The following is a 12082-nucleotide window of genomic DNA, read 5'->3' as shown; positions in this document are numbered from 1 at the left end:
CGCGCCGTGTGACGCCGCCGGTCAGCTCAGCGAGACCAGGCTCTCGACGCCGAGGACGAGCTGCACGTCGAGCGAGAGCGCCGCCGAGAGGCAGAGGGCCGCCGCGAGCAGTCCGACGCGCGCCGGGAGCCCCCGGCGGCGGCCGAGCAGGACGGCGGCGACGAAGCAGGCGACCGGCAGCACCAGGCCGAGCAGGAGCACCGCCCAGCCCGTCGGATTCAGGTCGGTGCCGAGGGAGGCCGCGTAGCTGCGCAGGCCGATCAGGTTGCCGACCGCCTCCCAGACGTCCCAGGCGAAGAAGAGCGCGAACACCACGGCGACGAGGACGGAGGCGGCCAGGCGCCGGCCGGGCCGGTCGCGCCGGCCGGTCCCGCCGAGGGTGGCCCGGGTCGAGTCGGTCATCAGGCCCCCTTGAGGAACGGCAGCGGAGCGAGGAGGACGAGTCCGGCGACCAGCCAGAGCACGCGGGTGCGCACCCGGGAGTCGCGGGTGGCGAGGAGCACCACGGCGAACCACACCGGCGGCGCCAGGACCGCCAGCCAGAGCCCGAGCGAGTAGAGGGCGCCGCCGAGCGCATCGCCCGCGAAGCCGGCCGCGGCGACCGGCGACTGCCGCGTCGCCGTGATCGCCCAGGCGATGGCGTACAGGAGGTAGAGGCCGGCCGCGATGCCCGCGGCGATCAGCAGAGCCGACGAGGACGCGGCCTCGTCGTCGGGGTCCTCGTCCTCGGAGTCGTCGTCGTCCGAGCCGTCGTCCGCCGGGCCCGCCCCCGCGACCGTGCGGGGCTTTCGGCGCACGCGCGCCGTCCCCGCGGCGAGCGTCGGGTCCGCGCCCTCGCCCGCCCACTCCAGGGCCTCGTCGTCCGCGTCGTCCTCCGGGCCGGAGTCCGGCCCGCGGTCCGCCGGCGGGGTCGCCGCGTCGTCGTCCTCCGGGGAGCGGCCCGGTCCACCATCGATCACCGCAACACCCTAGCCGCGCGCACCTCGCAGGAGGCTCGGAGCCCGCCGCCGCCTCCCCGACACCCGGCGGACACCCCGCGTCCTCCCCCGGGGGCGAGGCTGAGCGGATGGACGACCGCCGCCGCCGCTTCGTCGCCCTCGGCGACTCCTTCACAGAGGGGGTCGGCGACCCGCACCCGCGGCTGCCGAACGGGGTGCGCGGCTGGGCCGACCGCGTCGCCGAGCGCCTGGCGAAGGCCGAGCCGGGCTGGGAGTACGCGAACCTCGCCGTCCGCTCGAAGCGCCTCGCCCAGATCACCGAGGACCAGCTCGCGCCCGCCCTCGCGCTCCGCCCCACGCTGATCACGCTGTACGCCGGCGGCAACGACATCCTCGACCTCGGCACCGACACCGTCGATCTGATCACCCGCTACGAGGTGCTCGTCGACGCGCTCGCGACCACCGGCGCCTCCCTCGTGCTCTTCACCGGCGTCGACATCCCGGGACTGCCCGCCCCGCGGATGTTCCTGCGCCGCAACCACCTCTACAACAGCGCCGTCCGCCGGATCGCCCGCGAGCGGGGCGCGATCCTCGTCGACTACTGGGCGATGCGGGAGTTCCACTCCCCCGTGCTCTGGTCGCCCGACCGGATGCACCTCTCCAAGCGCGGCCACCGCGTCCTGGCCGGCCGCGTGCTCGACACGCTCGGCGTGCATCACACGATCTCGACCGGGCCCTGGGACGCACCGGAGCCGCTCCGCCTCCGCGCGCGGCTGCGCGAGCAGCGCCGCTGGGCCGCCGACTGGGTCCTCCCCCTCGTCGGCCGCAAGCTGCGCCGGGTGACGCTCGGCGACCACCTCTCGCCCCGGTGGCCGGACCCCGTCCTCGTCCCGCCGAAGGGCGGTCTCCGCCGTCTCGTCCGCGAGCTCGAGCAGTAGTCGCGCTCCGGACGCGGAGGAGCCCCGGCCCGGCGAGGGGATCCCGGTGGACGGGTCCCTCGTCGGACCGGGGCTCCCCCGGTCGACGCGGTGCGGCTAGCGCGCGACGCTGCCGTCGGTGTAGTCCTCGTCGGTCTGCTTCCAGGCGAAGAGCTTGCGCAGCTCGCGGCCGGTCTCCTCGATCGGGTGCTTCTCGCCCTTGGCGCGCAGCTCCTGGAACTCGGGTCCGCCCGCGTCCTGGTCGCCGATGAAGCGCTTCGCGAAGGCACCGCTCTGGATGTCGCCGAGGACGGCCTTCATGTTCTCCTTCACGCGCGGGTCGATGACGCGCGGGCCGGAGACGTAGTCGCCGTACTCGGCGGTGTCGGAGACGCTCCAGCGCTGCTTGGCGATGCCGCCCTCCCACATGAGGTCGACGATGAGCTTGAGCTCGTGCAGCACCTCGAAGTAGGCGATCTCGGGCTGGTAGCCGGCCTCGACGAGGGTCTCGAAGCCGTACTGGACGAGCTGCGAGGTGCCGCCGCAGAGCACGGCCTGCTCGCCGAACAGGTCGGTCTCGGTCTCCTCGGTGAAGGTGGTCTTGATGACGCCGGCGCGGGTGCCGCCGATGGCCTTCGCGTAGGACTTCGCGGTCTCCCAGGCGGTGCCGGTCGCGTCGTTCTCGACAGCGATGATGTCCGGGATGCCGCGGCCGGCGACGAACTCGCGGCGCACGGTGTGGCCGGGGGCCTTCGGCGCGATGAGGATGACGTCGACGCCCGCGGGCGCCTCGATGTAGCCGAAGCGGATGTTGAAGCCGTGCGCGAAGGCGAGGGTCTTGCCCTCGGTCAGCGCGGACGCGATCTGCTCGCTGTAGATCGCGCGCTGGTGCTGGTCCGGCGCGAGGATCATGATCAGGTCGGCCCAGGCCGCGGCGTCGGCGACGCTCTTGACCTCGAAGCCGTCGTCCTCGGCCTTGGCGGTCGACTTCGACCCCTCCTTCAGCGCGATGACGACCTGGACGCCGGAGTCGCGGAGGTTCTGCGCGTGCGCGTGGCCCTGCGAGCCGTAGCCGACGATCGCGACCTTCTTGGACTGGATGATGGAGAGGTCGGCGTCGGCGTCGTAGATGAGCTCGGTCACGTGGTGAGTCCTTTTCTGTAGTGGAGAGTTCGCGGTCAGTTCTTGAAGACGCGCTCGGTGATCGACTTGGAGCCGCGCCCGATGGCGAGCAGGCCCGACTGCGCGATCTCCTTGATGCCGTAGGGCTCGATCACCCGCAGGAACGCGTTTGTCTTGCCGGTGTCGCCGGTGACCTCGATCACCAGGGCGTCCGTCGCGACGTCGACCACGCGGGCGCGGAAGAGCGTGACGGCCTCGAGCACCTGCGAGCGCGTGACGTTGTCGACGCGGACCTTGACGAGCAGGTGCTCGCGCTGGACCGACTGGTCGGTGTCGAGCTCGACGATCTTGATCACGTTGACGAGCTTGTTGAGCTGCTTCGTGACCTGCTCGAGCGGCAGGTCCTCGACGTCCACGGCGACCGTGATGCGCGAGAGCCCGGCCAGCTCGGTCGGACCGACCGCCAGCGACTCGATGTTGAAGCCGCGGCGGGCGAACAGCCCGGCCACACGGGTGAGCAGTCCCGGCTTGTCCTCGACGAGCAGGGAGAGAACGTGGTGCGTCATGCGGGTCTACTCCTCGTCGTCCCAGGTCGGGCTGTGGTCTCGGGCGTACTGGACGTAGCTGTTGGAGACGCCCTGCGGGACCATCGGCCAGACCATGGAGTCGCGGCTGACGACGAAGTCGATCACCACGGGCCGGTCGTTGGTGGCGATGGCGAGGCGGATGGCGTCGTCGATCTCCTCCGGCTTCGTGACGCGGATGCCGAGCGCGCCGTAGGCGTCGGCGAGCTTCACGAAGTCGGGCACCCGGACGGTGTCGTGACCCGTGTTGAGGTCGGTGTTGGAGTAGCGGCCCTCGTAGAACAGGGTCTGCCATTGGCGCACCATGCCGAGCGAGGAGTTGTTGATCACCGCGACCTTGATCGGGATGTCGTTGATCGTGCAGGTGGCGAGCTCCTGATTGGTCATCTGGAAGCAGCCGTCGCCGTCGATCGCCCATACGGTGCGCTCGGGCTCGCCGACCTTGGCGCCCATCGCCGCGGGCACGGAGTAGCCCATGGTGCCGGCGCCGCCGGAGTTCAGCCACGAGTTGGGGCGCTCGTACTTGATGAACTGCGCCGCCCACATCTGGTGCTGGCCGACGCCGGAGGCGAAGACGCCCTCGGGGCCGGTGATCTCGCCGATGCGCTTGATGACGTACTGCGGCGAGAGCAGGCCGTCGTTCGGCTCGGTGTAGCCGAGCGGGAACTCCGTCTGCAGGCCCTTGAGGTAGCTCCACCACTCGGAGGTGTCGGCGCGGCCGTCGGACGAGGCCTTGGCGAACGCGTCGGTGAGGTCCGGGAGGACGTCCTTCAGGTCGCCCACGATCGGCACGTCGGCGGTGCGGATCTTGGAGATCTCGGCCGGATCGATGTCGACGTGCACGACCTTGGCGTGGGGCGCGAAGAGCGCCGCCTTGCCGGTCACGCGGTCGTCGAAGCGCGAGCCCAGCGCGAGGATCAGGTCCGCCTCCTGCAGCGCGAGCACCGCGGGGACGGTGCCGTGCATGCCGGGCATGCCCAGGTGCTGCTCGTGCGAGTCCGGGAACGCTCCGCGCGCCATCAGCGTGGTCACCACGGGAGCGCCGCAGGCCTCGGCGAACGCCTTCAGCTCGGCGGCCGCGCGGGCGCGGATGATGCCGCCGCCCACGTAGAGCACCGGCTTCCTCGACTCGACCAGCAGCTGGGCCGCGGCCTGGATCTGCTTGCCGTGGGCCTTCGTGACCGGCCGGTATCCGGGCAGGTCGATCTTCGGCGGCCAGAGGAACGGCGCCTGGTCCTGCTGCGCGTCCTTCGTGATGTCGACCAGCACGGGGCCGGGGCGGCCGGTGGTGGCGATCAGCGCGGCGGAGGCGAGGGCCGAGGGGATGTCCTCGGGGCGCGTCACGAGGATGGAGTGCTTCGTGATCGGCATCGTGATGCCGACGATGTCCGCCTCCTGGAACGCGTCGGTCCCCATGAGCGTCGAGAACACCTGGCCGGTGATCGCGAGCATCGGGACCGAGTCCATGTAGGCGTCCGCGATCGCGGTGACCAGGTTGGTCGCTCCGGGGCCCGAGGTCGCGATGCAGACGCCGAGCTTCCCGGTCGCCGAGGCGTAGCCCTCGGCGGCGTGGCCGGCGCCCTGCTCGTGGCGGACCAGGATGTGCCGGATCTTCGAGGAGTCCATCAGCGGGTCGTAGACCGGGAGGATCGCGCCGCCGGGCAGGCCGAAGACGTCCTCGATCCCGAGCATCTCGAGCGAGCGGACGACCGCCTGCGCTCCGGTGAGGACCTCGGCCGCGGGGGCGGTACCGGGAGCGTGGGCGGGTCGGGGTGGCTGGGGCGTCGGTGCGGGCTGCACGGCGGACGGATCCGGAGTCATGCGGGTGTCGATTCCTTCAGGAGGTGGTGCGGCGGCGGGCAGAGCCGGAGGCGAGTGCCCGGGAACGCGAGTGCGCGGCCGGCCGGAGCGGGCCGGGTCACCCGGTGACGGCGCCCTCGGCTGCCGAGCGGACGAGCTTGGCGTACTTGGCGAGGACACCGCGGGTGTAGCGCGGAGGGAGAGGGGCCCAGCCTTCTCGGCGGGCGGCGAGCTCGGACTCGTCGACGAGTAGGTCGATCGAGCGAGCGGCGATGTCGACCCGAATCGGGTCTCCGTCGCGAACGAATGCGATGGGACCTGCGTCCACCGATTCGGGAGCTATGTGGCCGATGCACAGGCCGGTTGTGCCGCCTGAGAATCGTCCGTCCGTCAACAGTAGTACATCTTTTCCGAGCCCGGCCCCCTTGATGGCGGCGGTGATGGCGAGCATCTCGCGCATGCCGGGGCCGCCCTTGGGGCCCTCGTAGCGGATGACCACCACGTCGCCCTTCTCGATCCGGCCCTCGGTCAGGGCGTCCATCGCGGCGCGCTCGCGCTCGAACACGCGGGCCGGACCCTCGAAGACGGAGGCGTCGAAGCCGGCGGTCTTGACGACCGCGCCCTCGGGGGCGAGCGAGCCCTTGAGGATGGTGAGCCCGCCGGTCGCGTGGATCGGGTTGTCGAGGGTGCGGATGACCTCGCCGTCCAGCGGCGCGATGTCCATCGCGGCGAGGTTCTCGGCGACCGTTCTCCCGGTGACCGTCAGGCAGTCGCCGTGGAGCAGCCCGGCGTCCAGGAGCGCCTTCATCACGGCCGGGACGCCGCCGTGGCGGTCGACGTCGTTCATGACGTACTTGCCGAAGGGCTTGAGGTCGCCGATGTGCGGGATCGTGTCGCCGATGCGGTTGAAGTCGTCGATCGTCAGGTCGACCTCGGCCTCGTTGGCGATCGCGAGCAGGTGCAGGATGACGTTGGTCGACCCGCCGAAGGCCATCGCCACCGCGATCGCGTTCTCGAACGCCTCCTTGGTGAGGATGTCGCGGGCCGTGGTGCCGTTGCGCAGCAGCTCGACGACGGCCTCGCCGGACTTGCGGGCGAAGTAGTCGCGGCGGCGGTCGGCGGCGGCGGGCGAGGCGGAGCCGGGCAGGCTCATGCCGAGCGCCTCGGCGACGCTGGCCATGGTGTTGGCGGTGTACATGCCGCCGCAGGAGCCCTCGCCCGGGGCGAAGGCGCACTCGATGCGCTTGGCGTCCTCCTCGGACATGATCCCGGCCTTGACGCCGCCGACGGCCTCGAAGGAGTCGATGATCGTGATGTCCTTCTCGGTGCCGTCCGAGAGCTTGACCCAGCCCGGGGCGATCGAGCCGGCGTAGACGAACACGGCGGCGAGGTCGAGGCGGGCCGCGGCCATCAGCATGCCGGGCAGCGACTTGTCGCAGCCGGCCAGCATGACGGTGCCGTCCAGGCGCTCGGCCATCATCACGGTCTCGACGGAGTCGGCGATGACCTCGCGGGAGACGAGCGAGAAGTGCATGCCCTCGTGGCCCATCGAGATGCCGTCCGAGACGGAGATGGTGCCGAACTGGAGCGGGTAGCCGCCGCCGGAGTGCACGCCCTCCTTCGCGGAGCGCGCGAGGCGCTCGAGCGAGAGGTTGCAGGGGGTGATCTCGTTCCACGAGGACGCGATGCCGATCTGGGGCTTCTCCCAGTCGTCATCGCCCATCCCGACCGCCCGCAGCATCCCGCGCGACGTCGTGGCCTCGATGCCGTCCGTGACGGTGCGCGAGCGGGGCTTCCAATCGATTTCCGGCATGCGATGAGGCTACCGCCTCGCGCGCAGTGCCCCTGCTCGCCGGGCGGACCCGGACCGGCCCGCGCACCCGTCCCGGCCCCGGCCTCCGGCAGCGGCACCGGATGCGGACGTCCCCGCGGATCTCCGACTCGTCGCGAACGGCCGCTCCCCGCGTCGGCGGACGGCCGTCCGCAGCGGGTCGACGGAGCCGCACCGCGATGGCGGCCGGCGCTGACGGCCGGAAGGGAGCTGCTACTCCGCGCGCAGGTCGGCCAGCAGCCGGAGCGCGTGCGCGACCTGCTCGGGGCCGCGGACCCGGTAGGAGGCCGCGGTGGTGCCCTCGCCGCTCTTGATGCCGACGTCGCCGGAGCCGAGGACCGCGAAGGCGTCCTCGTCCGTCACGTCGTCGCCCGCGTAGAGCACGGCGGTCGCGCCGGTGTAGCGGCGGAGGTGCTGCACGGCCTCGCCCTTGGTGGTCGAGCGGACCGAGAACTCCAGGACGTTCTTGCCCTCGCGGACGGTGACCCCCTGCACCTCGGCGCGCGCCTCGGAGAGGGCGACGACGTGGGCGACGCGGCTGTGGCGCTCGGTCGCGAGGCGGGTGTGCAGGGCGAAGCCGGCGGGCTTGTCCTCGATCCAGACGTTGTCGATCCCGCGGGCGATCCCCTTCAGGACGTCCTCGAGCACTCCCACCTTCTCGAGCTCGTCGTCGTCGAGCCGGACCGCGTCCTCCTCGGGGTCGAGGCGGATCTCGATGCCGTGGGAGCCGACCAGCAGCGCCTCGTCCGGCAGCTGCGAGACCTCCTCCAGGCTCCCGAGCGCCCGGCCGGAGACCAGCGCGACCCGGGTGCCGGGGAGGGCGAGGAGCCGCAGCACGGCCTCGCGCGCCTCGGGGAGCGCCCGCGCGCGGGCGGGGTCGTCGACCTCGGGTGCGAGGGTGCCGTCGAAGTCGAGGGCCACCAGGAGCCGGTCGGTCGCGGCGAGCTCCCGCAGCGCCGCCGCGAGCCGCTCGGGCACTCCCTCGCTCATCGCGCGCCGCCGTCGAGCTCGCGGTCGTCGGCGGCCTCCCGCTCGAGCTCGGCCGCCTGTCCGTGGGCCGCGTCGTCGCGGTGCTCGGCCTCCTGGCCGTGCGGCGCCTCCTGCCCGCGGGCGGCGGGCCGCACGTCGAGCTGCTGGCCGGCCGCGTGCTCCGCGAGAGCGGAGAGGAACGACTCGGACCAGCGCGCCACGTCGTTCTCGAGCACGCGGCGACGGAGCGCGCGCATGCGCCGGGTGCGCTCGACGCGCGGCATCCGCGCCGAGGCCTCCATCGCGTCCTTCAGCCCCGAGATGTCGTGCGGGTTCACCTGCACGGCCTGCTTGAGCTCGTCGGCCGCTCCGGCGAACTCGCTCAGCACGAGCACGCCGTCGTTGTCGAAGCGGGACGCGACGTACTCCTTCGCGACGAGGTTCATCCCGTCGCGCAGCGCCGTGACGAGCATGACGTCGGCGGCGAGGTAGAGCGCCACCATCTCCTCGCGCGGGTAGCCGTGGTGGAGGTAGCTGATCGCCGGGTGCCCGAGCGTGCTGTAGTCGCCGTTGATCCGGCCGACCTGCAGCTCGATGTCGTCGCGCAGCTGCCGGTAGGTGTCCACGCGCTCGCGGCTCGGGCTCGCGACCTGCACCAGCACCGCGTCCTCGGAGGTGAGGCGGCCGTCCGCCAGGAGCTCGCCGAAGGCCTTCAGGCGGTGGCCGATCCCCTTGGTGTAGTCGAGCCGGTCGACGCCGAGCATGATCGTCGCGGGGTTGCCCAGCTCGGCGCGGATCTCGGCGGCGCGGGCCTGGATCTCGGGGGTGCGCGCCATCGCCTCGAACGACGCGGAGTCGATCGAGATCGGGAAGTGCCGGGCGACGACCGGGCGCACGCTCGCCCCGCGCCGCGAGCGGTTGACGCGGCGGGTGCCGCCGACGGCCTCCTCCTCGACCGGGACCTCGACGACCGTGCTGCGGGTGTCGTAGCCGAGCAGGCGCCGGACCGCGCGGAGGAAGCTGCCCGCGTCGCCCTGGCGCTGGAACCCGATCACGTCGGCGCCGAGCAGGCCCTCGACGATCTGCCGGCGCCACGGGAGCTGCGCGAAGATCCCGTAGGGCGGGAACGGGATGTGGTTGAAGAAGCCGATCGTGACGTCGGGCCGGAGCTCCCGCAGCATCTTGGGCACGAGCTGGAGCTGGTAGTCCTGCACCCAGACCACGCCGTCCTCCTCCGTCACGGCCGCGGCCGCCTCCGCGAAGCGCTGGTTGACCCGCACGTAGGCGTCCCACCAGTCGCGGTGGTAGGTCGGGGGCGCGATCACGTCGTGGTACAGCGGCCAGAGCGTGTCGTTCGAGAAGCCCTCGTAGTAGTCCTCGAGCTCCTGCGCGCTGAGGGCGACCGGGACGATCTGCACGCCGTTGTCGACGAACGGGGCGACCTCCTCATCGGCCACGCCGGGCCAGCCGACCCAGGCGCCCTCGTTCGCGCGCATCACCGGCTCGAGCGCGGTGACCAGCCCGCCGGGCGAGGTCTTCCAGGAGGCGGTGCCGTCCTCGGCCACGACGCGGTCCACGGGGAGGCGGTTCGAGACGACCACGAACGCGTTGCGCTCGGTCCCTCCCGAGGTCCCGGCGTCGGTCCTGTCAGCGGCGGAGGAGGCGGAGGCGGAGTGCGGAGGAATGGTGGTCCCTTTTCGTCGGTCGAGCCGTCGTCGTGCCCGTCGAGGCTATCAGCCGGCCCCGCACGGGGGACGGCGGGTCAGCCCTGCACGAGGGCGAGGGCGAGCGTCGCTCCGCCCACCGTCGGGACGACCGCGACGAGTCCGAGGAGCGCGTACTGGCGCCACGAGACGTGCACGCCCAGCGCGGTCAGCCTCTGGTGCCAGAGCAGGGTGGCGAGCGAGGCCCACGGGGTGATCAGCGGTCCGGCGTTCACGCCGATCAGCAGGGCGACCAGTCGGAGCGGATCCGCCGCGACGGGCTCGAGGGCGAGGTAGGCGGGCAGGTTGTCGACCAGGTTGGAGGCGACCGCGCCGGAGCCGGCGAGGCGCAGCAGGTCGAGCGTCCCGCTCCCCTCTCCCGCGACCACGGCGAGCGCCGCGCCCAGCCCGAGCTGGTGCGCCGCCTCCATCGCCACGAAGAGGCCCGACGCGAACACGACGAGCTGCCACGGCAGGAGGGCGGGCGTGAGCGCCGCGGGACGGCGCACCGCGAAGAGGACGATCAGCGCGACCGCGGCGACCGTCGCCGGGATCCACACCTCGACGCCCGAGACGAGCGCCGGCAGGAGCAGCGCCACGACGATCCCCGCGCCGACCAGCAGCACCCGGTCCTCCACCGGCGTCCGCTTCCCCGGGGTGTAGCGCCCGGCCAGCTCGCGCCGGTAGCGGATCGCGAGGATCAGCACGGGTACGACGGCCGCGACGAGCGCGGGCACCGCGGTCAGCGCGGCGAAGGCGAAGGGGCCCTCGACCCCCAGGCGCCGCTGCGCGAGCAGGTTGGTGAGGTTCGAGACGGGGAGGAGGAGGGAGGCGCAGTTCGCCAGCCAGACCGTGGCCATCGCGAACGGCAGGGGCGGGACGCGCACGTGCGCCGCGAGCAGGACCACGACCGGGGTCAGGAGCACGGCGGTCGTGTCGAGCGAGAGGAACACCGTGCTGACGACGGCCATCGCCACCACCAGCAGCCAGAGCACCGCGGTCCGCCCGCGGCCCCACTCGGCGGAGCGCTCGGCGACCACGGTGAAGACGCCGGCCTCGGAGGCCAGCTCGGCGACCACGGTCACCGCGACCACGAAGCCGAGGATCGGCGCCGTCCGCTCGACCAGCTCGCCCAGCGCGTCCATCGGGAGGACCCCCGTGACGACGGCCACCGCCCCGACGACGAGCAGCACCGCCCCGATCACAGCCGTGCGCATGTCGTTCCCGTTCTCCTCGGCGTGCCCCGGCTCGAGGATTCGGGTCCCGGCGGCGGTCCACCGTAGCGGGACAACCCCTCGGTGCTGTCAAGCGTTCCTCTGAGAGCTTTCGCACCCGCTAGCGTCGGGGTGAACACGGGAGGCACACGCATGCGCAAGTTCATCCTCAACTCCAGCGTCATCAGCGCGATCGTCGGCGGCTGGTCGATCCTGCAGACCACGCGCAAGGGCCCGCGCGACTGGCGCCTGGCCCTCCAGTGGGTCAGCTGGGCCATCTCGGTCACCGTCGCCCTGGGCTCCGTGTCCTACGACTCGAAGGAGATCGTCAAGGAGGAGCGCGGCAAGAAGCGCGACCGCTAGGCCCTCCTGACGCGCCGCCTCCCCGCGGGGCGGCGTGTCAGCCGGTCTCCCGACCCGATGGCGGCGACACTGTTCCCAGTCGCTGCCGGCACGGGAAACGGGGTTCGTCATGAGGTTTCGTCTGAGGCGTCGCAAGGCGGCCCCCGAGGTCGTCGAGGCGGCCCCCGTCCTCACGCAGGACGAGCTCTTCGCCGTCGTCCACGAGCGGCTCGCGGCCTTCGTCGGATCCGAGGGCGCCTGGGTCGTCACGCGCCGCAGCCACGACGACCGCGACCCGATCTTCCACGGGATGCTCGCGCGCTCCCTCGCCCACGAGCTCTCCGCCGCCATCCAGGAGGAGCAGCTCCGCGCCGGCGCCGAGCGGACGTCGTCCCCGGTCACCGAGGCGATCCCCGTGATGCGCGCCTCCACTCCCCCGGTGGAGCCGGCCGCCCTCACCTGGGAGCCGAAGCCGATCGCCGTCTGGGCGGAGCCGGCCCCCGCCGACGTCGCCGTCGACACGCCCGTCGCGACCCGCTCCTGACCCGAGCGGTCGGCCGGCGGGCTCGCCCTCCGGCCGACCCGACGAGCGACGTCGCCCTTCCCGCTGATCGAGGAGGCGGCGCGGCCGCCGTCTCGAGATCCCCCGCGGCCGCCCCTCC

The 12082-nt window shown here is 72.6% G+C and carries 12 protein-coding genes; 3 read left to right on the top strand and 9 right to left on the bottom strand.

Annotated features, from left to right (window positions below):
* Positions 1-21 precede the first annotated feature (21 nt).
* Positions 22-402, bottom strand: a complete 381-nt coding sequence (locus tag C5C39_RS04165; protein WP_104233218.1) for a hypothetical protein — start codon at positions 400-402, stop codon at positions 22-24.
* Positions 402-959: a hypothetical protein gene (locus tag C5C39_RS04160; RefSeq protein WP_104352741.1), complete on the bottom strand. Its 558-nt coding sequence runs from the start codon at positions 957-959 to the stop codon at positions 402-404. The genes C5C39_RS04165 and C5C39_RS04160 overlap by 1 nt, the downstream gene beginning before the upstream one ends.
* 107 nt (positions 960-1066) lie before the next feature.
* Between C5C39_RS04160 and C5C39_RS04155 the strand changes: the two genes are divergently transcribed.
* On the top strand, positions 1067-1876 hold the full coding sequence (locus tag C5C39_RS04155) for an SGNH/GDSL hydrolase family protein (RefSeq protein WP_104352740.1): 810 nt from the start codon (positions 1067-1069) through the stop codon (positions 1874-1876).
* Positions 1877-1972: 96 nt separating this feature from the next.
* Here C5C39_RS04155 and ilvC read toward each other — a convergent pair whose 3' ends face one another.
* The 7 genes from ilvC to C5C39_RS04120 form a co-directional block, all read right to left on the bottom strand.
* On the bottom strand, positions 1973-2998 hold the full coding sequence (gene ilvC, locus C5C39_RS04150) for a ketol-acid reductoisomerase (protein ID WP_104223539.1): 1026 nt from the start codon (positions 2996-2998) through the stop codon (positions 1973-1975).
* A 35-nt stretch (positions 2999-3033) separates the two neighbouring features.
* Positions 3034-3543, bottom strand: a complete 510-nt coding sequence (gene ilvN, locus C5C39_RS04145; protein ID WP_104223540.1) for an acetolactate synthase small subunit — start codon at positions 3541-3543, stop codon at positions 3034-3036.
* A gap of 6 nt (positions 3544-3549) precedes the next feature.
* Entirely contained in the window at positions 3550-5382 is a 1833-nt protein-coding gene (locus C5C39_RS04140) for an acetolactate synthase large subunit (RefSeq protein ID WP_104352739.1), read from the bottom strand.
* Positions 5383-5479: 97 nt separating this feature from the next.
* Positions 5480-7174, bottom strand: a complete 1695-nt coding sequence (ilvD, locus tag C5C39_RS04135; protein ID WP_104233215.1) for a dihydroxy-acid dehydratase — start codon at positions 7172-7174, stop codon at positions 5480-5482.
* Positions 7175-7405: 231 nt separating this feature from the next.
* Complete coding sequence (gene otsB, locus C5C39_RS04130; protein WP_104250141.1) at positions 7406-8182, bottom strand: trehalose-phosphatase; 777 nt, start codon at positions 8180-8182, stop codon at positions 7406-7408.
* Positions 8179-9762 carry a trehalose-6-phosphate synthase gene (locus C5C39_RS04125; RefSeq protein WP_104250140.1) on the bottom strand — a complete coding sequence of 528 codons (1584 nt, stop codon included), beginning with the start codon at positions 9760-9762 and terminating at the stop codon, positions 8179-8181. The genes otsB and C5C39_RS04125 overlap by 4 nt, the downstream gene beginning before the upstream one ends.
* 161 nt (positions 9763-9923) lie before the next feature.
* Positions 9924-11081: an SLC13 family permease gene (locus tag C5C39_RS04120; protein ID WP_104352738.1), complete on the bottom strand. Its 1158-nt coding sequence runs from the start codon at positions 11079-11081 to the stop codon at positions 9924-9926.
* 150 nt (positions 11082-11231) lie between these two features.
* Here C5C39_RS04120 and C5C39_RS04115 point away from each other — a divergent pair, with 150 nt between their 5' ends.
* Positions 11232-11441: a hypothetical protein gene (locus C5C39_RS04115; protein ID WP_104223546.1), complete on the top strand. Its 210-nt coding sequence runs from the start codon at positions 11232-11234 to the stop codon at positions 11439-11441.
* 109 nt (positions 11442-11550) lie between these two features.
* Positions 11551-11964 carry a hypothetical protein gene (locus tag C5C39_RS04110; RefSeq protein ID WP_104233213.1) on the top strand — a complete coding sequence of 138 codons (414 nt, stop codon included), beginning with the start codon at positions 11551-11553 and terminating at the stop codon, positions 11962-11964.
* Positions 11965-12082: the final 118 nt, after the last annotated feature.

Origin of the sequence: Rathayibacter sp. AY1F3, from assembly GCF_002931975.1 — a bacterium.
In the GTDB taxonomy this organism is placed as follows: Bacteria; Actinomycetota; Actinomycetes; order Actinomycetales; family Microbacteriaceae; genus Rathayibacter.
This window is presented reverse-complemented; position numbering and strand designations above follow the sequence as displayed.